The following is a 19,639-nucleotide window of genomic DNA, read 5'->3' as shown; positions in this document are numbered from 1 at the left end:
ATGCGCCTCACCCACCAGCCAGCCGGTCGCGCCGTCATAATTCATGACGCAGGTTGGTTGCGCATGAATGCCCATTTTATGTTCCAAAGCCCCGACTGACATATCGTTGCGTTGCCCAAGGCTTCCATCTTCCTTGACGAGGAACTTTGGTGCCAAGAACAGACTAATGCCTTTCACGCCCTTCGGCGCATCCGGCAGGCGGGCCAAAACCAGATGGATGATGTTACCGCCAAAGTCATGGTCACCGGAGGAGATGAATATCTTGGTGCCCTTCAGCTTGTAGCTACCGTCATCGACAGGTTCAGCGCGTGTGGTGAGTAGACCAAGATCTGTACCGGCAGATGCCTCGGTTAGCGCCATTGCACCCGTCCATTCACCGCTTGTCATTTTCGGCAGATAAATCTGCTTCAAGTCCTCATTGGCGTGACGTGCAATTGCCTCTGCCGCGCCGCGTGTCAGCCCCGGGAAAAGGCCGAAAGACAGATTGGCGGATGCCATCATTTCATCTAGCAGCAACTGGAGTACACGCGGTAATCCTTGACCGCCGAACTCCGGATCACCTGACAATCCACCCCACCCCGCATCGACAAAAGCCTTGTAAGCTGCTGCCATGCCACTTGGCGTGCGCACCGCACCATTCTCGAGCGTTGAGCCCTCTTCATCACCGGAGCGATTGATTGGTTCCAGAATGCCCCTCGCAAATTTGCCGGCTTCCGCCATAACAGTCACGGCAAGTTCGGTATTGACGTCCTCAAAGCCTGTGAGGCTCTGCATGACGCTGTCGAAGCCGAAAATCCTCCCCAGCAGAAAGTCTATGTCATCGACCGGTGCAGTATATGGCGCCATTACAGATTGCCTCCAGATTTGGAATGTCGCGTTTCGCGGGGATCATGACTGACCTCGCTCATATCAGATAATGTACCAAACGACCGTTACATTTTTCAAGTTAGAAGTGGAGCAACAATAAATAAGGGCAGTTGGTGGGCGAAGGGGGGATGCCTAATTCGACACAAATGCAGGTAGTGAACTGCTGAAGTGATGAGAGATTGCCGGAACAATTCATCGACTTGTCGAGAGGCTATCACACAACCAAGCGACGTAGTGATTCGATTTTTTTCTGTAAAATTTTGCAAATTTTGATCCAGCGGCGCTGTCGATTGCGTCATTTGTGAGGCTCGCCGCCCACGGAGCCGGTGTTCGGCGCAAACATCGCTTTGGTGTCAATCTTGTTAATGCGACGTACGAATAGGTATCTGAATTATCTGTGTAATTTCGGATTTTCTGAAAGCTGAAAGCAATGTCATTTCGTTTGTTATGGTCTAATATATGAATGAATAAGGCGTAGTTTTCTGTGGTGTAAAACTCCTGTTAACTGTCACTTCTGGACGAAGTGTCAGAATCGTGTTCTATGTCTTGGCGGACACTGGTCGGCAAACCGACGAAAGGTCGCCAAGGATAGAAAATGACGATATCTGAGCGTGCAGACGCCATGGTTGGAGCAAAGGAAGACGCTGGTGATAAGATCACGCGTCACGCTACCCTTTTGTCTGGCCAGTTGCAGCAGCTTAGAACACGCATGTATCCGCCAAAAGCTGAAAAATCTTTGCGTTATTTCATGACCAATGAAGTTTCGCGGCTGACTTCCATTCCGGATTCGACGCTGAAGCTGATGTCCAGTGAGGGACGCGGGCCTGTGCCGAGCCGTCTTGAAAACAATCATCGAGTCTACACGCTTCCGCAAATCAATGAATTGCGCGAACTGTTTGCCAAGCAGAAGCCGGCGGATGCGTTACGTTTCCTGCCGCGCCGGCGCGACGGTGAGCATCTACAGGTATTGGCGATTGCCAACTTTAAGGGTGGTAGTGCGAAAACGACGACCTGCGTGCATCTCGCCCACTACCTGGCTTTGCAGGGGTATCGCGTTCTGGCGCTCGACCTTGACCCGCAGGCATCGCTGTCTGCGATGTTTGGTGCGCAGCCAGAAGTCGACGTTGGTGCCAACGAAACCATCTATGCAGCGCTTCGTTACGACGACGCCGAGCGACGCCCGATCCGTGACATTATTCGCAAGACCTATTTTGACGGGATTGACCTGATCCCTGGCAATCTCGAAGTCATGGAATATGAGCACGAAACACCACGTGTGCTCGCAAACAAATCGAGCACTGGTGCAATCTTCTTTGAGCGGTTGAAACTCGCTTTGGACGAGGTTCAGGACGATTATGATATCGTCATTCTGGATACGCCGCCATCGCTCGGCTTTTTGACTTTGAGTGCCATTTACGCTGCGACGAGCATGATCATCACGGTGCATCCAGCCATGCTTGACGTGGCGTCGATGAGCCAGTTCTTGTTGATGATGGGCGACCTGATTGGCGTCCTGAATGAAAGTGGCGCACAGCTTGATCAGGATTTTATTCGGTATCTGATCACGCGTCATGACCCGAATGATGGTCCCCAATCACAAGTGGTTGCCATGTTGCGCCACCTGTTTGGCACGGATGTCCTTTTGCCAACCTCGATCGAAAGCACGGCGGTCGAAGCAGCAGGGCTTGCCAAACGTTCCCTCTATGAATTGGAGATGGGGCAGATTGGTCGGGACACTCATAAACGTGCACGTGAAGCCGTTGATGCCGTGAACGAAGCGATCATCGAGTTGATCAAAAATAGTTGGGGGCGCAAGTGAGCAAGGGATCACGCAAATCAATCGTTGCCAGTTTCGGATTGCTCTCGGCAGAGTTGGAAAATCATCTGAAAGGTGAAGTGTCTGTGCCTGTTGTCACACCACAGGCATCGAGCAATCGTGTTGGTGCTGGAGTGATAGGCGCGGCCCATCGGGCAATTGATGATATTCGCGCGGAACGTGATCGTTTGAAAGCCTTGGTCGAGGCTGGCGGCGGTGCGCTGCAGATGCTCGATACGGGTATAGTTGATCCCTCCCCTTATCCGGATCGTTTGCCGGAAGATGATCCCGATGCGTTCGTGCTTTTCAAGAAGTCGATTGAGACTGACGGGCAAAAGGTACCGATCCAGGTTCGCAAACATCCGACAGCCGATGGGCGATATCAGATTGTTTATGGGCACCGTCGTTGGCAGGCCGCCAAGGAGCTTGGTAAACCTGTTCAGGCTATCGAAGTCGATATTTCCGATCTGGATCTTGTTGTTGCACAAGGTATTGAGAATGCCAGCCGCCAGGACTTGAGCTGGATTGAACGCGCTTTGTTTGCGTCGCGAATGGATGCTGCCGGCATCAAGCCGCGCGATATCTATGCTGCATTGTCAATCGATGATGCTGAGTTGGCCCGCATGCGTGGTGTTTATCGCACGGTTCCTGCCGATATCATTGAAACGATCGGCCGGGCTCCGAAAATCGGTCGTCCACGATGGGTCGATTTTGCCAAAAGAATAAATGCCCGGGCAGATGCCTTGGAGCTGATCCGCAAGACGTTGGCGGACAACTCTGACAGTGCGCTGAATTCAGATAGGCGTTTCCAGACTGTGCTAGACGCGCTCAAGCCAGCAGTTGGTGAAAAGGCGCCAACCGAAATCCTGGACGCAAATGGTGATCGGCTCGTGGCGTTGAATATGTCCTCGAAAGAGGTGCGAATTTCCGCTGAGGATCAGCTCGGCAAGGAATTTATCAAATATGTCACGGAGCAATTGCCGGCTTTGGTCGAGCAATTTTCGCTTCAACGTGCACAGAAGAACAACTGAACATGAAACCTAACGTATTGTTTTACAACAGGGAAAGGTAATTACAGCAAAAGAAAAAGGCCCCCAAACGTTGCCGCATGGAAGCCTCTCTCAGATTTAGCACTTCGAGAATCGCATTTCCATGATTCACAGTCAAGAGTTTTTGGCATCTTTTTGGTGAGCGGATTTCTGTTGCCTTATTAGAGGTAAAAGAAGATGCAACCTGTCAACGTATCGACGCCCTTTGGGCGGCGGCCGATGACGCTTGACCTAGTTAAACGGCAAGTGGCTTCGGCTCAAATCAAATCTGGCAAAACTGCCGATAAGTGGAAGGTATTCCGGGATGTCTGCGAAGCACGCAGCATGTTGGGGGTACAGGATCGTTCGCTTGCTGTGCTCGATGCCTTATTGAGCTTTTATCCTGAAACGGAACTGAAGCAGGGCGATCAGCTGATTGTTTTCCCGTCCAATGCAAGTCTTGCTGTTAGAGCGCATGGTATGGCAGATGCAACATTGCGCCGACATCTCGCAGCGCTGGTCTCGGCCGGACTGATTGTTCGCAAGGACAGCGCCAATGGCAAACGCTTTGCGCGCAAGGACCGTTCGGGCGAGCTGCAGGATGCATTCGGCTTTGATATTTCGCCGCTGCTGGCGCGCTGCGAAGAATTTGCGCATCTCGCCCAAGAAGTGGTGGCGGAGAGGGCGAAATTCAGACGGTCAAAAGAAGCGCTTACGATTTGTCGGCGTGATGTCCGCAAATTGATTTCGGCTGCGATTGACGAGGCTGCCGAGGGCGATTGGCATCGCGTAGAAGATATTTACAATACAATCGCAGCACGAATCCCGCGTTCACCAACCATCATTGAACTTGAAGAACTGCTGGATGAAATGCAGATGTTGAGGGCAGAGGTCCTTAATATGCTGGAAACGCTTGATAATTCCAACAATATAAGCGCCAATGCCGATCATTTTGAGCGTCACAAACAGAATTCAAATACCAAACCCCTCAATGAACTTGAACCTGGCTTAGAAACTAAGCAGGCTACGATCCTTGGTGACAAATCGCCAAAGCCGAATACGGAGCTAAAGGCTTTTCCTTTAGGTATGGTGTTGAGGGCCTGCCCGGAGATCATTGCTTACGGACCGAATGGAGTGATTGAAAACTGGCGCGATCTGATGTCGGCGGCAGTGACTGTTCGATCGATGTTGGGTGTGAGCCCATCGGCCTATCAATCCGCCTGCGAAGTCATGGGGCCGGAAAATGCAGCGGTGGCAATAGCCTGCATTTTGGAAAGGGCACAACATATCAATTCCGCTGGTGGTTATCTTCGTGATCTGACGCGAAGAACTGCACTTGGCGAATTTTCGCTTGGGCCAATGGTGATGGCGTTGCTTAGAGTTGCGGGCACGAGTCAAAGGCAGGTTGGTTGATGCATTCGTTCACTCTCCCACGAAAACTATCCGAGTGTGTTCGGTGTGAAGGGATAGCTCACATTGGTTTTTGCGGATGAGACGTAGGGAATGATCGTCCTGAATTTTTTGACAGGCTTTGCGAAGCGTCGTTGGCGATTGATCCGGGTGGAAAGTTGGGAGCCCGGATATCACATGATCGACGTTGGAGATGGTTATTCGAGTGGTCACAAATAAAGGAGCTGGGACAAGCCAGGTAGTTTGACATCGCAATTGGCCTAAGGCCGTCGACGTAATTGTGCGAGCAGCAATCCTGTCAATTGACAGGGTTCGCGCTGTTGCGTGTTTTGCAGTAAGGCTCAAGGGCCTTCGCTTGTTTCCAGACTATGCTGAATATACAGCTGCCGCAATTTCTGGGTAATTGATCCAGGTTTGCCGGTTCCAATTGGATGGCCGTCAATGGCAACAACTGGCATAACAAATACACCAGCGGATGTGATGAAAGCTTCGTCCGCATTTTTTGCTTCGTCAGGTGTGAAGGAGCGCTGCTCGGTCGCTATGCCGGCACTTTCGGCAATATCCAGAATTGACGCCCGGGTAATGCCATGCAGCAGCGCGTTCGACAAAGCGCGCGTGACGACCTTGCCGTCCTTGGTCACGATATGGAAGTTGTTGGATGTACCTTCGGTGATCAGGCCATCTTCAACAAAAATCGCGTCGTCTGCTCCCCGGCGTTGAGCGTCAACCTTCGCCATGGACGAAAATAGCAATTGCACTGTTTTAATCTGACGATTGGACCAGCGACCTTCCGGAACGGTTGCGACAGAAATGCCGGTTTCCCATCGCGGATTTTGCAGCACATTGCGTGCCTGTGTGAACATGACGATGGTCGGTTCGAGATCTGCGCTGTAGAGAAAATCGCGATCTTCGGCACCACGCGAAATCTGCAGATAAATCAGGCCGTCTTTCAATTCGTTTCGACGGAGGATCTCGAAATGAAGGGACTTAAGGGTGTCCTCTGTTACCGGATTTTTGATGCCGAGGGATGCCATGGATTTTGCAAGCCTGGCGGCATGGCCAGTGAAATCAATCAATCTGCCATTAGCAACGGCAGTCACTTCATAGATTGCATCGGAAAAAAGGAAACCGCGATCAAATACGGATACCTTTGCATTTTCTTCCGAAACCCAATCACCGTTGACATAAACGGTCCTGCTCATTTCGATCGTCCTTTAAAGAATTTTGAAGCTAACTCGTCCTACAACAAGTCTCATTAACGGGGAATTGCTTTCGGCATGAAAGCTGGTTGAATGCGGCCATCCCGTAAGTGCGTTTATTGCCGAGAAGGTGTTTTCAAGACATGTCCAAATTACCACCCATCGCTTTTGTCTCTCGTGGTGATGCCGCGTCCGAAGCCTCTTGGATTGCGACACTAAGTGAAGCGATGCCTCAGGAAAACATCGTCGCCTTTTCAGCACTGTCGGGTGAAGACAAGCGTCGCGTTGAAATTGCCATTGTAGCCAATCCCAATCCCGCTGATATTGCGGAACTGACCGGATTAAAATGGGTGCACAGTCTTTGGGCTGGTGTCGAACGACTGGTCGCAGAATTGGGTGCCGGCGCACCACCTTTGGTCCGCCTGGTTGATCCCGAATTGTCCCGGGTGATGGCTGAGGCAGTTCTCGCGTGGACTTATTATCTCCAACGCGACATGCCGGCCTACCGGAAACAACAACAACGCAAGATTTGGGAAGAGCTGGAATACCGGCACCCGAGTGAAATGACCGTAGGTCTGATCGGACTTGGTGAATTGGGCACAGCATCTGTTCGCAAGCTGAAAGAGGCGGGTTTCAACGTTATCGGCTGGAGCCGTTCACTGAAATCGATCAGTGGTATTGACACAGTATCCGCTGATGATGGCCTGAGCACACTTTTACGCAAGTCCGATATTGTGGTTTGTCTCGTGCCTTTGACAGCAGAAACACGGGGATTGTTGAATTCGACACGTATCGCGGAAATGAAACACGGCGCGTCTATTATCAACTTTGCCCGTGGACCGATCATCGTTGCCGATGATCTGCTCGGTGCATTGAATAGTGGTCATCTCTCCCACGCTGTACTTGATGTGTTTGACGTCGAGCCACCGCCGCAAACCTCACCCTTCTGGGATCGTGAAAATGTAACGGTATTGCCGCACATCTCTGGACCGACGAGCCCGGCGAGTTCCGCACGCATTGTCGCGGCAAATATTCGCGACTGGCGCGCGACTGGAAAATTGCCCGTGACCGTCGATATGCAGCGCGGGTACTAAATGGAAAAATGCCCAGCTCTTAAATGAACCGGGCATTCTTTTGATCTCATAATGTTGGGATCACTGTTAGAATTTCGTGGTTACACCAAGGAAGAAGGTACGGCCATTTTCCACGAAGTTGGATTCACTCTTCGGCTGTGTGTCGAAGATATTATTGATGCCGGCCTTGAAGTCGACATTCTCATTGAAGCTGTACTTCGTGGAGATGTTGGCCACGGCATAGGGATCAACATTCTGTGCGACCAGCGTTTCCGGTGTCGTGACATAATCAACCTGCTTGCCATAATAGTCACCGGAAAGCGTGAAGCTGAGGTTGTCACGGACCTGCCAAACCAGTTCCGTATGAATGGAAATTTCCGGATCGGCTGACAGCGGCATGTTGGTTTCAAGGTTCTTCGACTCGAACAACCACGTAAACGAGTTCGTCCAGGTCAAAGTGTCGTGCAACGGTATGGAGAGGTTTCCTTCCAGACCTTGAGATCTTGCCCTGTCGACGTTGATCTGCTGCACATATTTCGTACCACCTGATGTGATCAGGGAGGCAACACGGGCCGATGTGATCTTGTCTTCAATCTCGTTGAAGAAATAATTCAAGCCAGCCTGCAGACCAGTCGAATTTTCGTAGAACAATCCGCCTTCAAAGCTGTTGCTGGTTTCGGGCTTCAGGTCAGGATTGCCGACCATTTCGCAAGGACCGCCAACCGCACCGCAACCACGGCCGCGGGATGTTTGAACCCAGTTGGGATTAAGCTGCCGAAGATCTGGTGCCTTGAATGCCTGGGCCCAACCGGTCTTGAAGGTGAGATCCGGGGTTATGTCCCAGGTGACATAAGCGCGAGGCGAGAGATGACTACCAAACATATCATGATAGTCATAACGCAGGCCGGTCGTTAGATGGACGGTTTCAATGATGTCCAGTTTGTTTTCCGCAAACAGGGCAGCAGTCCATGTGTCCGTTTGTGGCGAGCCGCTTGAACCGGTCACTGTATTGGCCTTGCCCAGATTTTCCGGGTCGTCGAGTTCCTCGTACCGGAATTCACCACCAACAGTCAGCCCGTCTGTCCAGAAATAGTCTAGCGGCATCGCCAACTTGCCATCCAGCGTAAAGCTGCGAGCGGTGATGTGATCACCCAAAACATTGCCATCTCTGTCTGTGATGGTGTGTTGGTTTTCGGCATTCTCCATGAAACCCGTCACTGTCGACGTACCAAAGTCCCATTCGCCGACATGGCGCAGGGAAGCCGAAGTGCGTTCAATCGTGGTTGGGGTATCTACTTCGCCGGGTGCGAGATACGGAATGTAACGCTCACGGCCAAAACCTGCTTCGAGATCAATGACGTGGTCTGCGGATGGTGTCCAGGTTAGACGACCTGTCAGGTCGAAGTCGCGCGTGCCACGCGGTGTTTCCACCCCGCCGCCCAAGCTTTCGTCGGCTGCTTTTTGCTTGCTGACATTGCCAAAAACGCTGAATGCCAGCACATCTGGGATGACTGGGCCGCTGATATAACCGCTGAGTTTCTGTTTGTTGCCGGTCAAACCGTTGCTCGGCATCAATGTCTCAGCAGTCAAGGAACCGCGTAAACGATCGCTGTTTTTCTTCGTGATGATGTTGATGACACCGCCAAGTGCGTCAGAACCATAAAGTGTCGACATCGGACCGCGCACCACTTCAATACGTTCGATGGCGTCGATTGGAACCCAATCAAGATCACCATTGTATTTGCGCATCGTCGTCAGTCCGGCATTAACCCGTTTCCCGTCAATCAGGATGAGGGTGTAGCTGCTGCCCAGGCCACGAATGCTAACGCCACGTGTACCATTGCTGCCGAAACCGACATTGACACCGGGCTGTGTACGGATCGCCTCTGAAATATCCGTGACGGCTTTGCGCTCAAACGTATCGGAATTGATGACCGATACACTGGCTGGCGCATTGCGAAGATCGGTCTCAACCGAAGACGCTGTGACAACCAGTTGCTGAAGCACGAGTGTGTCTTCATCTGATGTTGTCTCAGCCTGCTGAGCATAGGCATTATGAGCAATAAAAATGGCGGTTCCGGCAAGGCATGCACGGGTTAAGCGCTTCATTCCGGATTTCAGGTTTTCGCTTGAATATTGGCGGTTTTTTGCGCGCAACATCGCCCCCTGCCCGCCCCCACGACGGTCAGCGATCAACTTCATGTGACACTCCAGAGAATTAACTTGAGTAATGGTATCCACATAATTAACGGGTTAGGTAAGGGCAACCACGTTGTTTTTGAATGATTCCAAATTTGAATATGAGGAAGTTACCTCGGCAGAATCGGAGCGGTCGTGACAGGGGAAAAATTACGGCGCGGGGGCGTTGATCAGCCACAGGATCGTTCGGGGCAGCTGCGCCTTTTGATCGTGCTCGACACGTTGTTGAGAGAAGGCAGTGTCAGCCGCGCTGCGGCAAGCATGGGAATTCAGCCGCCTGCGATGAGCAGAATGCTGAGCCAATTGCGGGAAATTTATGGCGATCCGCTGTTTCATCGCACGGCCAGAGGTCTTGTGCCGACGCCGCTTGCCGACTCCCTTAGGGTGCGCGTGCGTGCACTCGCAGCGGAAACGGACCGATTGTTGAACCCACCGAAGGATGTCACGCCCTCCTCAAAACCAAACGAAACCGGTTGGAGCGGTCCGGCACTCCTCGATGTTCCGCCCCTTGCCGTTCGCCCGTCTGTTTTATTGGATGGCCAACCCTCCCCCGAGCACATCGCTGACAAACTATCGCGTATTGGTGATAATGCGCCGCCGATGCAGAGGCTGGCAAAATATATCGCACTTTCAGGAGCCGGCGTCGGCCGCAGTCGCTCTCTTGCTCAGGACGAAGCGCGCGATGCACTGGCAATCATTCTGGATGGTGAGGCTGATCCGGTTCAGATTGGTGCTTTGTTGGCGACGATGCAATATCGTGGCGCAACGACATCTGAATTTGCCGGTTTTGTTGAAGCCGTGCGGCAACATGTAAATGCCGTCGATGTCGGAACTGGGTTGGCAGATCTGGATTGGCCGGTCTATCTGTCTCCAAAACTGCGCTCTTCTCCATGGTTTATGCATGCAGTGCGTCTGGTGGGCATGGCCGGATATCGTGTCGCCATGCACGGGTCGGCGGGCGGCGGGCAGGATGCTGCGAAATTCATTATTGCAGCAAAAATGTCAGGCATTCCGGTATGTACTTCGATCAAGGATGCCAAAAAAGCCCTGAAAGATGGTTCAAGCGTCTTCATTCCATTGGAAACGCTGGATTCTCAGATCACGCGACTTATCGGTCTTTATCCATTGATGGAAATGCGTTCACCGCTGAACTCGATCCTGCAATTGATCAACCCACTCGGCGCAAAGGCCAGCATCATGGGGGCGTCTGGCTCATCTCGACGAGATCTGCACCGTGATATTTCAATGTTGCTCGGTGTCCAGCAACTTTCCATCATTGGCAATATCAGGGACATTCCCGAATTTTGGCCGTTCCGAGCGACAACAATTTATCGTTTGCTGGATGGTGCACCGTTTGATTTTTCCATTCCGGGCATGAAGCAGCCGAGTGCTGAGCCGGATACGTTGATGACCATGCGCGAATATTGGCATGCAGTTTGGACAGGCGCGGCACGGGATGAACGCATGGAGATGGTGATATGTGCCACAGCGGCAATGGCACTCATGACCATCGAACGGGCGACTGCGGATAGTTTTCAAGAACACTATCAACGTGCTTTGAGGTTGTGGAAAGAGCGGCCAACTAGTGTGCCGTGTGCAGCGTCCAGTACCTATGCGGCACCTTCAAAATCCCCAGTATGATGTCACAGTCTTGAAATGGCTGACTAAAAACGATGTTTGAAATTGTAATTTGAAACTTGGCTTTGAAAGCAGCGGGATTTTGAAGGTACCGTTAAGCCAATGATCTCAAAAGATAAATTTCAATCTTCTAGAACATCGCCTGGCTGAAGTTGCGACGTTTTATAGCAAATAAACGTCACAACAAACTGTGGTGCGATTTCAGATCACGGGGTAGAGCGACCAGAAAAACAGCTCTTGTTCCTGCTCGATATCCTTACGTGATGTTTCGTCACGTTTTGTGCGAGCTGCAGTTTTTTCGCTGCCCGTGTCTATGGTGTTCTCGGGCTTTTTGCGGCCGAGACCGAAGAGGTCAAAGGAAAGCATGTTCATACCTGCCACCATTTCCGTGTCTCCTGTCTAATCGTTTACGACCCGTTAAGTGTGCTTTGTTGCCACTTTTTCGTCAAGATTGGTCAGGCAATCAATTTTCTATTTTTTCTGTAGACTATAGCAAGAATGTTTACACGGACGGCGGCTGGGAAAATTCAGGCTGATATTGATATTACTGACTTATTTTGACTGGTCATAAATCTTGGCGATTGCAGACAGGCCGGCTTGCTTGTCATGCTGTATCCCCAGATGTGTCAGGATAGAGCAATAAGCCTCTATATTGGCTGTGACTGCGTCGCGTGTTGCACGGCACCCAGTGTGATTGAAGCGGAGAATACGCTCTGCGCCTGGGCCAACACCTGGTGTCAAATCTGCCTGTTGTGGCAAAGGTCGCGCGAGTACGTCGTCCAGACTGATTTCGTGTGGTAACGCGATTGTTGTGACAAGGGCCGATGCTTCGTTCTCCGGCACCCAAAGAGTGGCACCAAGTGCAGTCATGGCATCACGTGTGGCGCGGGCGGCAGATGCATGCCGGGCAATGATCGACGCCATTCCCTCTGCCTCAAGGCGATCGACGGCGGCTTGTAATGCGTAAAATTCCAGAGGGGCGGGTGTTCCCGGCAATGCTCCCCTGCCCTTCTCAAGCCATTGTTTTTTTTGATCAATCAACGACAATATGGAATCACGTGGGGCATCATCACGGTCAAGAAATGCCCAAGCCTGCGGACTGACTGAAAGGGCTGAAACGCCCGCCGGCCCTGCGAGCGACTTTTGTGGTCCGATAACCGCGATGTCTATGCCAAGCTTGTCGACCTGCAGCTGGTGGCCGCCAACTGATGCGACCGCGTCAACAATGGTGAGAATGCCGCGTTGTCTGGCAAGTGCGACAATCTCTTCCAAGGGGTTGAGAATGCCGCTTGCGGATTCCGCGTGTACCAATGCCAGAATTTTCGTTTCGGGTGCTGCGTCGAGCGCTTCTTCGACCTGTTCCAGCAAAACAGGCTTTGCCGCTTCCGCCTGCAAATTGTTGACTTTTGTTCCACCACGGGTCAGCCGTGAACCGAACCATGTTCCATAGGGGCTGGTGACGATGTTGAGGGCTGTCAAATTGGGCCGAGCAAGGCTGGTTGCAACTGCTTCGAGTGCCACTACCGCCTCTGCTTGGATCAACAGGACATCGTTTTTTGTACCAAGCAGCGCCGCGATCCTGTCCGCCAAAGGGGCATAGGCGTCTGCTGGAAAGGCAGGCACATCGAGCAATGAAGTCCAGTCACGGTTGGGCATTATGGGTATCCTCATGCGGTATGTTCAGCCGTGGAACGGCCTCAATAAGCTGTTTGGCAGCGCTGGATTGTGGAGCTGCGATGACCTTGCCAGTCACACCACTTTCGACAATATGGCCTTTTTCCATCACCGCGATGCGGTGGCAGACGGCACGAATGATGGCCAATTCATGAGAGACAAAAATGCAGGCAATGCCGGTGTCACGTTGGATTTCGACAAGCAGTTGCAAAATACGGCTGCGGACAGACACATCCAGTGCTGACACGGCTTCGTCCATGACGAGGAGAGCGGGGTTTAGGGAAAGAGCTCGGGCGATTGCCACACGCTGACGCTGCCCACCGGAGAGTGCCATGATGGACCGGTCGGCGTAACTGGCAGGTAGCCCTACCCTATCAAGCAATCGGTTTATCGCCTTGTCACGCTCACCGGATGACACGATGTTATGGATACGCAGCGGTTCACCAATCGCACTTGAGACCGTTGCGTGCGGGTTAAACGCACCGACAGTGTCTTGAAACACCATCTGCATATGTTTGCGTTGCGCGCGTAACGCTTTGGGTGAAATACTTAGCCAATCCTGCCCCATGAATGTGATGGAGCCGCGATCAGGTCGCACCAGCCGCATTAGAATACGGGCAAGCGTTGATTTTCCGCAACCTGAAGCGCCGGCAAGGCCAAGCGTTTCACCCCTGTCCAATGCAAAGGAGATATTCGATAGAGCTGTGATCCTGCGCGGTCCGTCCTCGTAGGTTCTTGAAAGGCCATTTACCTGCAACAGGATGTCGCTCATTGGAGTGGCTCCAACACCAGTGGCGGCGTTGCGAGGTCGATATGAGCGGCAATCAGCTCCCTCGTATAAGGATCACGTGGCGTTGTTATGACCCTTTCTGCCTCCCCCTGCTCCACCAGCCGTCCGGATTGCAGGACAGCGATGCGGTCGGCAAGGCTGCTGGCCAGAGCAATGTCGTGGGTGATAAAAATCAGCGTCATACCTTCCTGCTGAACCAGGCTGTCCAGCAACCGCGCGATGGCCGCTTGTGTCACACTGTCCAAGGCACTTGTGGCCTCGTCTGCAATGAGGATGGACGGCTGCGCCGCAATCGCAGCGGCAATGGCCACACGCTGTTTCTGACCACCAGAAAGTTGATGAGGGTAGGCATTCATCAGCCGTGTCGGGTCCGGCAATTGAACGCGTTCAAGCAATTCTCTGGCATGATTGAGTGCCTGGCGGTAGGAAAGCGCGAGATGCCGATGTGCACTTTCGGCGACCTGTTCGCCAATTTTCAGCACAGGGTTGAGGCTGCCAGCGGGATCTTGAAATACATATGCCAGCTCTCGCCCGGCTAAAGGGTGGGCTGCACTCTGGCCGCCATGCATGGTCCATTCAACGGACCCGCTGGATTTGACGTTATCGGGTAAAAGCCCTGCGAGAGATCTGGCCAATGTCGTTTTGCCAGAACCGCTTTCGCCGATGATTGCCACTCTCTCTCCTGCATAGATGTCGAGGTCGATGGCTGTCAATGCCGAAGTCGTCTGGCCAGGATAAGTGATGCTGAGATTTTGGATACGGCAAAGTGGCAGGCTCATTCGTCGCCTCCCTTATTTCCACGTGCCAGGGCGAGGTTGATCCCTTCACCCAGGAGATACACACCCAGAACAAGTGTCAGCAATCCAAGCCCCGGTATGATGGACAGGAAGGGAGCGGAACGAATGACATTGCGTCCCTCTGCTATCATCGATCCCCATGTAACGATGTTGGGATCTCCCAATCCGAGAAACGACAGCGCTGCTTCCGTCAGGACAGCTGCAGCCACAATGATGGCGGCGAGGGCTAAAACCGGTGGCAGTGCATTTGGCAATATTTGCCGGAATGCAATCTCCAAAGGATGCATGCCAATTGTCCGTGCCGAAGCGACATAGTCGCTTTCGCGAATGGACAGGACCTGGGCGCGTGTCAATCGGGCCGGGTCTGCCCATGCACCCAGTGCAATTGCGATAACGACGATGGGCATGGATGTGCCAATGGTGCTGACCAAGGCCAGCGCCATCAGGAAACTGGGAACGATCTGGAAAGCGTCAGTCACTCGCATCAGGGCTTCATCGATTAGTCCACTGGCAAAGCCAGCAAGGGTGCCGATGATTGTGCCAAGGCTGATGGCTGTAAGCGCCGCTGCCAGTCCGACCGCAAGAGAGGCGCGGGTTCCATGCGCCAATCCGGCCAGAACATCGCGCCCCAGTCGATCGGTTCCGAGCGGAAATGCCATATCGCTAAAGGGTGGAATAAGTGGGCCGCCGGCAATCGAAAGAGGATCAGCCGGGAACACATAAGGCGCTGCCAGAGCAACGGCAGCCAGTGCTGCCAGTATGATGAAACCTGCCAGCCCTTCCGGCGAGGCAATGAGGCTGCGCAGAGCTTTCATGTGCCGCTGTTCCCTGCCCCAACCCGTGGGTCGAGTGTGGCATAGACAATGTCGACGACCAGATTGACGAGGATGACAAAAGCGGCGCTCACCAGAATAATTCCCATCAACAGCGGTGTATCACGACCAGAGACGGCCTCCTGTGCCAGACGACCAAAACCGGGTATGGCAAAAACACTCTCAATCACTACACTACCGCCAAGCATTGCTGCGGTTTGAAGACCCAGCACTGTTATCAGCGGTAGCAGCGCATTGCGGGCAACATGACGCAAAACGATCCTGCTGCGGCTAAGACCTTTCGAACGGGCAAAGAGCACGAAATCAAGTTTCCAGATGCCGGCCATGGATGTGCGCATCACACGCAGGAACAGCGCCAGATAGATCAGTCCAAGACTGGCAACCGGCAAGACGAGATGTCTTGCAATGTCGATTGCTCGTTCCCAGCCGACCTTACCAGAGGCGATGGTCTCAATGCCTGACGTCGGTAACCAGCGCAGCTGTACGGCGAAGACGATGGCAAGGACAAGACCGAGCCAGAAACCCGGCATGGCGTAGAGGGCAAGCGAGGAAATCGACAAAAAGCGATCACGCAGACTGCCAGGTTTTGCCCCCGCCACGATGCCCAAAGTTGATCCCAGCGCAAAAGAGAGTGCAGTCGCGCTTCCCATCAATAGCAGCGTATTTGGTAAACGCTCGAGTATGAGAGCCAGCACAGGACGATCAAAGGCAAGAGACCAGCCAAGGTCAAAACGCGCCACAGAGCTAACGTAGAGCCAAAGACGGGCCATTACGGATTGGTCGAGACCGTATTGTGCCCTCAGCGTCTGCACAAGCGCTGCATCACCGCCACCTATGGAGGTGAGATATGCATCGACCGCGTCGCCTGATGCATTTTCCAGCAAGACAAATGTGAACAGAAGCACAATCAGCAGCACCGGAATGGCGCTGACCGCTCGTCGCTTCAGCAATGTCATGGAGCGGCGCATGGCTCTATCCCCGACTGTCGAATCCTGATTTTGAGGTGCAGCCAAGCAGTATTTGGCAGAGTTGGCCAGCCTGTTTTGAAAAATTATGCTCCCGCCTTTGGGTAGGCGGGAGCGATGTTATGACGGCCGGTGATTTGGCCACCGGTGTCGCCTTTTGAGATGGTAGGGTGGAGAGATTGTATTTACTCCCCTACCCTGTCAGCTGTCAGGAAACCAGTTCCGTATCCGCCCAATTGGATACGGCCCAGCGCGGGTTGCTTGCAACATTGTGCACGCTGTCACGGGCAACCGTGATGAAGCCCCACTCAGCCACATTGATCAATGGAAGGTCCTGTGTGACCTTGTTCTGGAATTCCTTGTAGAGCTCGGTGCGTGCTGCCGTGTCGACTGTTTCCGCCGCCTTGTCGATCAGCGTATCCAGTTCCTTGTTCTCGTAGCCGCCCTGATTGGAGAAACCGACGCCGGCTGGTGTTCCCGATTTCACCAAAATGGTGGTGGAGATGGCGGGGTCGCCACGGAAGACGGGTGGCGCGATGGCCAGGTCAAATGCGTGATCGGTATAGACCGCTTTTTGATGGGCCGCTGAATCATTATTGACCAGTTCCGCATCAATGCCGATTTCGGCCAGTGCTTGCCGCAGATAGGCGCCAAACTGCTTAGTCTCGTTAAAGTAAGGTGCTGGAAGCAGCTTCAACGAAAAGCGGTTACCGCCCTCGTCCCTGGGGTAGCCGGCCTCATCCAGCAGCGCATTGGCCTTGGCAACGTCGAAATCATAAGTCTCAACCGCGTCGGTGTAGAACTCAGGCGCGTTCTTGGGCACGGGTCCAGTCGAGGCGGTTGCGTAGCCAAGGAAGATCGTATCCACCACGAACTTCTTGTCTACGGCGTGGGCAATCGCCTGACGAACCTTCAGATCCGCGAGCTCCTTGCGGCGATGATTGATCTCGACAACCAGCTGATAGGTTAGCGCTTCGTAGCCACCGGCAATGACCTTGATACCTGGAACATCCGAAATGCGTGCGAGATCTGTCAGTGGAACGGCGGAGAAGGCTGCGAGGTGAATTTCTTCTGCTTCCAATGCAGCCCCCGCACCTGCCCGGTCTGGCAGAATGCGATAAATGATTTCCTGGAGTTTCGGCTGACCCGCATTCCAGTATTTTTCGTTGCGTGTCAGTCGGTAATATTCACCTGGCTTGTATTCCGCAAAAACGAACGGACCTGTCCCTACCAGCTTGTTGTTGGCCGGATTGGTGGCGATGTCAGTGCCTTCATAAATGTGCTTTGGCAGCACGCTGGTGACGACTGGAAGCGCGTTGCGGATAAGCTGGAATGGAGTGGGCTTGGAGAAGCGGAAGACCGCTGTATGGGCATCGGGAGTGTCAACAGCATCAAGATTTGCAAACACCAGACGACCGAGGTTCTGCAGGGTCTTCCAGACCGACAGAGCCGAGAAGGCAACGTCAGCAGATGTAAATGGCTTGCCATCGTGCCATGTGACGCCTTCCCGCAATTTGAAGGTGGCGCTGAGACCATCGTCAGACCCTTGCCATTCAACAGCAAGACGAGGCGCCAGACCATCTTTTCCATCGAACGATGCCTCAGCCAGCGGCTCGATGACCTTGCTGGAAATGAAGAACACGCCGTTCGAAGCGACGATGGCTGGGTTAAGATTTTTCGGTTCGGAGTCGGCTGCAACAATTAGCCGTCCATTGGCGGCGGCATCCTGCGCGAATGCCCTGCCCGCAAGCGCCGTTGAAGCGGCCAATAGTACAGTGCTTTTCAGCAACAGACGGCGGGACAGTGACGACGTGAAAGGCATGTTTCCAACTCCGATAGATGAGACGCTTGCGTGCCGCAATGCAGCATCTTATGCCTGCGGTGAGAGAAGTGTCCATCTTAAATGGACGATGGAACAGCAATCTCATTTTTGCTTTTTTCAGATGCAGAGCAATTTCGATACAATCGTTGGTTTTGGGCGCAACGGTATTCTGCGAAACGGCCATCATTGCTGAAATGCATGAAAAGACTTGCGCCCGTACCGCTCCTATCTCATGGTCTGTCACCGCTGAAACGGCATGCCTGCCGGGCCAGATTTCGCAAGACGTTCAAGGAAATTCCATGCCAGCCGCCTCCCCCAAACCTCTGTTCAATTCTCTTGTGGCGGAGTTGTCGCCACCGCCGGTGCCCTCTGTATTTGCATGGGCACGCGCTTACGACGGCACGCGTGGTCCGATGATCGACCTGTCGCAGGCGGTGCCCGGTTATGCGCCGCATGACGATATTCTGCGATGGTTGGGCGAAGCAGCGTCTTCCACGAAATATTGTGGTTACGGGCCGATTGAGGGTGAGACAGAATTGCGGGAGGTTTATGCCGAGCACGTTTCTGCGCTGTACGGTGCCCATATCGGGTTGGAAAATATCCACATCACGTCTGGCTGCAATCAGGCCTTCATGTGCGCTGCCATGGCGGTGGCCAAGGCGGCTGATACTGTTGCCTTGACGGATCCATTTTATTTCAATCAGGACACGACATTGGCGATGCTCGGCATCAATCGGGTTCTCGTTTCCTGTGATCCGGACAACGCCTTTTTACCAGATATTTCGGACGTCCGCCGTGTGCTTGAAAGCGGTGTGAAAGCTCTGGCGATAGTGACGCCAAACAATCCAACCGGTTCGATCTATCCACCTGAACTGTTGAGGGAGATTTTTGAAGCCTGCCGCGAGAAGGGCGTCTGGCTCATTCTTGATGAAACGTACCGCGATTTCCTTCCCGGAAATGCCGCTCGTCCGCACAGCCTGATGAACATTGAGGGCTGGCAGGATAATCTGATCATGCTTTACAGCTTCTCGAAATCCTTCTGTGTGCCTGGTCATCGCCTGGGTGCGATCACGGCTGGTGCTCAAACTATCACCGAGATTGCCAAGATTATGGACAATCTGCAGATCTGCGCGGCGAGGGCGCCACAGGCCGCCGTCGCGAAGGCCATTCCGGCACTGGTGGACTGGCGTGACGGCAACCGGGTAGAAATCGAAAAACGGGCCGATGCCTTGCGGCAGGTTATGCCAAAAATCAGTGGCTGGGACCTTGTATCCGTCGGCGCATATTTCGCATTTATCCGCCATCCATTCCCGGGTGTTTCGTCCGCCGTGGTGTCGGAGCAGTTGGCAAAAAGGGCAGGGGTCGTTTGTTTGCCTGGTGTCTATTTTGGCGACAATCAGGAGGGCTATCTTCGCTTTGCCTTTGCCAATGCGGATGTCGATACGATCGCAAAACTGGAAGAGCGCTTGTCGGGATTTGCTCTTGTGTGACGCGTTGATGGCGAAGTTTATCGCGAGTTGACAGCTGT

At 53.2% G+C, this 19,639-nt stretch carries 16 protein-coding genes; 6 read left to right on the top strand and 10 right to left on the bottom strand.

What is annotated here, in order from left to right; translation table 11 throughout:
* On the bottom strand, positions 1 to 846 hold an 846-nt coding region (locus tag RT613_RS18655; protein ID WP_313617811.1), incomplete at its 3' end, for an acyl-CoA dehydrogenase family protein.
* Positions 847 to 1,462: 616 nt separating this feature from the next.
* Here RT613_RS18655 and repA point away from each other — a divergent pair.
* From repA to repC, 3 genes are all read left to right on the top strand, one after another.
* A complete protein-coding gene (repA, locus tag RT613_RS18650; RefSeq protein WP_313617809.1) occupies positions 1,463 to 2,686 on the top strand; it encodes a plasmid partitioning protein RepA in 1,224 nt (407 codons plus the stop codon).
* Positions 2,683 to 3,714 carry a plasmid partitioning protein RepB gene (repB, locus tag RT613_RS18645; RefSeq protein WP_313617807.1) on the top strand — a complete coding sequence of 344 codons (1,032 nt, stop codon included), beginning with the start codon at positions 2,683 to 2,685 and terminating at the stop codon, positions 3,712 to 3,714. Before repA ends, repB begins: the two co-directional genes overlap by 4 nt.
* 195 nt (positions 3,715 to 3,909) lie before the next feature.
* The gene (gene repC, locus RT613_RS18640) at positions 3,910 to 5,124 is read left to right on the top strand and encodes a plasmid replication protein RepC (protein WP_313617805.1); all 1,215 of its coding nucleotides are present in this window, start codon (positions 3,910 to 3,912) and stop codon (positions 5,122 to 5,124) included.
* Between the two features lie 338 nt (positions 5,125 to 5,462).
* Here the strand turns inward: repC and RT613_RS18635 are convergent, their stop codons facing one another.
* Positions 5,463 to 6,323 (bottom strand): D-amino-acid transaminase, encoded by an 861-nt coding sequence (locus tag RT613_RS18635; protein ID WP_313617803.1) that lies wholly within the window; start codon positions 6,321 to 6,323, stop codon positions 5,463 to 5,465.
* A 140-nt stretch (positions 6,324 to 6,463) separates the two neighbouring features.
* On the opposite strand from RT613_RS18635, the gene RT613_RS18630 reads away from it, so the two are divergent.
* A complete protein-coding gene (locus RT613_RS18630; RefSeq protein ID WP_313617801.1) occupies positions 6,464 to 7,414 on the top strand; it encodes a glyoxylate/hydroxypyruvate reductase A in 951 nt (316 codons plus the stop codon).
* A 66-nt stretch (positions 7,415 to 7,480) separates the two neighbouring features.
* On the opposite strand, the gene RT613_RS18625 is transcribed toward RT613_RS18630, so the two are convergent.
* Positions 7,481 to 9,595 carry a TonB-dependent receptor domain-containing protein gene (locus RT613_RS18625; protein ID WP_313617800.1) on the bottom strand — a complete coding sequence of 705 codons (2,115 nt, stop codon included), beginning with the start codon at positions 9,593 to 9,595 and terminating at the stop codon, positions 7,481 to 7,483.
* A gap of 132 nt (positions 9,596 to 9,727) precedes the next feature.
* Here RT613_RS18625 and RT613_RS18620 point away from each other — a divergent pair, with 132 nt between their 5' ends.
* On the top strand, positions 9,728 to 11,233 hold the full coding sequence (locus tag RT613_RS18620; RefSeq protein ID WP_313617799.1) for a glycosyl transferase family protein: 1,506 nt from the start codon (positions 9,728 to 9,730) through the stop codon (positions 11,231 to 11,233).
* Between the two features lie 198 nt (positions 11,234 to 11,431).
* Here RT613_RS18620 and RT613_RS18615 read toward each other — a convergent pair whose 3' ends face one another.
* From RT613_RS18615 to RT613_RS18585, 7 genes are all read right to left on the bottom strand, one after another.
* Positions 11,432 to 11,614 carry a hypothetical protein gene (locus tag RT613_RS18615; RefSeq protein ID WP_313617797.1) on the bottom strand — a complete coding sequence of 61 codons (183 nt, stop codon included), beginning with the start codon at positions 11,612 to 11,614 and terminating at the stop codon, positions 11,432 to 11,434.
* A 168-nt stretch (positions 11,615 to 11,782) separates the two neighbouring features.
* Positions 11,783 to 12,886 (bottom strand): aminotransferase class V-fold PLP-dependent enzyme, encoded by a 1,104-nt coding sequence (locus RT613_RS18610; protein ID WP_313617795.1) that lies wholly within the window; start codon positions 12,884 to 12,886, stop codon positions 11,783 to 11,785.
* The gene (locus tag RT613_RS18605; RefSeq protein WP_313617793.1) at positions 12,873 to 13,676 is read right to left on the bottom strand and encodes an ATP-binding cassette domain-containing protein; all 804 of its coding nucleotides are present in this window, start codon (positions 13,674 to 13,676) and stop codon (positions 12,873 to 12,875) included. Before RT613_RS18605 ends, RT613_RS18610 begins: the two co-directional genes overlap by 14 nt.
* Complete coding sequence (locus RT613_RS18600; protein ID WP_313617791.1) at positions 13,673 to 14,473, bottom strand: ABC transporter ATP-binding protein; 801 nt, start codon at positions 14,471 to 14,473, stop codon at positions 13,673 to 13,675. The genes RT613_RS18605 and RT613_RS18600 overlap by 4 nt, the downstream gene beginning before the upstream one ends.
* Positions 14,470 to 15,306 carry an ABC transporter permease gene (locus tag RT613_RS18595; RefSeq protein ID WP_313617789.1) on the bottom strand — a complete coding sequence of 279 codons (837 nt, stop codon included), beginning with the start codon at positions 15,304 to 15,306 and terminating at the stop codon, positions 14,470 to 14,472. The genes RT613_RS18600 and RT613_RS18595 overlap by 4 nt, the downstream gene beginning before the upstream one ends.
* Positions 15,303 to 16,292 carry an ABC transporter permease gene (locus tag RT613_RS18590; protein ID WP_313617787.1) on the bottom strand — a complete coding sequence of 330 codons (990 nt, stop codon included), beginning with the start codon at positions 16,290 to 16,292 and terminating at the stop codon, positions 15,303 to 15,305. The genes RT613_RS18595 and RT613_RS18590 overlap by 4 nt, the downstream gene beginning before the upstream one ends.
* 205 nt (positions 16,293 to 16,497) lie before the next feature.
* The gene (locus tag RT613_RS18585) at positions 16,498 to 18,111 is read right to left on the bottom strand and encodes an ABC transporter substrate-binding protein (protein ID WP_313617785.1); all 1,614 of its coding nucleotides are present in this window, start codon (positions 18,109 to 18,111) and stop codon (positions 16,498 to 16,500) included.
* 299 nt (positions 18,112 to 18,410) lie between these two features.
* Between RT613_RS18585 and RT613_RS18580 the strand changes: the two genes are divergently transcribed.
* On the top strand, positions 18,411 to 19,601 hold the full coding sequence (locus RT613_RS18580; protein ID WP_313617783.1) for an aminotransferase: 1,191 nt from the start codon (positions 18,411 to 18,413) through the stop codon (positions 19,599 to 19,601).
* Positions 19,602 to 19,639 lie beyond the last annotated feature (38 nt).

Origin of the sequence: Agrobacterium sp. (genome assembly GCF_032092815.1) — a bacterium.
Classification (GTDB): domain Bacteria; phylum Pseudomonadota; class Alphaproteobacteria; order Rhizobiales; family Rhizobiaceae; genus Agrobacterium.
Note: the sequence above shows the minus strand (reverse complement) of the source record. Positions and strands in the feature narration are given on the sequence as shown.

Excerpts from the sequence above, each read along its gene's own strand:
- repA (WP_313617809.1), top strand. The coding sequence starts at position 1,463 with ATGACGATATCTGAGCGTGCAGACGCCATGGTTGGAGCAAAGGAAGAC.
- repC (WP_313617805.1), top strand. The coding sequence starts at position 3,910 with ATGCAACCTGTCAACGTATCGACGCCCTTTGGGCGGCGGCCGATGACG.
- RT613_RS18635 (WP_313617803.1), bottom strand. The coding sequence starts at position 6,323 with ATGAGCAGGACCGTTTATGTCAACGGTGATTGGGTTTCGGAAGAAAAT.
- RT613_RS18630 (WP_313617801.1), top strand. The coding sequence starts at position 6,464 with ATGTCCAAATTACCACCCATCGCTTTTGTCTCTCGTGGTGATGCCGCG.
- RT613_RS18625 (WP_313617800.1), bottom strand. The coding sequence starts at position 9,595 with ATGAAGTTGATCGCTGACCGTCGTGGGGGCGGGCAGGGGGCGATGTTG.
- RT613_RS18615 (WP_313617797.1), bottom strand. The coding sequence starts at position 11,614 with ATGGTGGCAGGTATGAACATGCTTTCCTTTGACCTCTTCGGTCTCGGC.
- RT613_RS18610 (WP_313617795.1), bottom strand. The coding sequence starts at position 12,886 with ATGCCCAACCGTGACTGGACTTCATTGCTCGATGTGCCTGCCTTTCCA.
- RT613_RS18605 (WP_313617793.1), bottom strand. The coding sequence starts at position 13,676 with ATGAGCGACATCCTGTTGCAGGTAAATGGCCTTTCAAGAACCTACGAG.
- RT613_RS18600 (WP_313617791.1), bottom strand. The coding sequence starts at position 14,473 with ATGAGCCTGCCACTTTGCCGTATCCAAAATCTCAGCATCACTTATCCT.
- RT613_RS18595 (WP_313617789.1), bottom strand. The coding sequence starts at position 15,306 with ATGAAAGCTCTGCGCAGCCTCATTGCCTCGCCGGAAGGGCTGGCAGGT.
- RT613_RS18590 (WP_313617787.1), bottom strand. The coding sequence starts at position 16,292 with ATGCGCCGCTCCATGACATTGCTGAAGCGACGAGCGGTCAGCGCCATT.
- RT613_RS18585 (WP_313617785.1), bottom strand. The coding sequence starts at position 18,111 with ATGCCTTTCACGTCGTCACTGTCCCGCCGTCTGTTGCTGAAAAGCACT.
- RT613_RS18580 (WP_313617783.1), top strand. The coding sequence starts at position 18,411 with ATGCCAGCCGCCTCCCCCAAACCTCTGTTCAATTCTCTTGTGGCGGAG.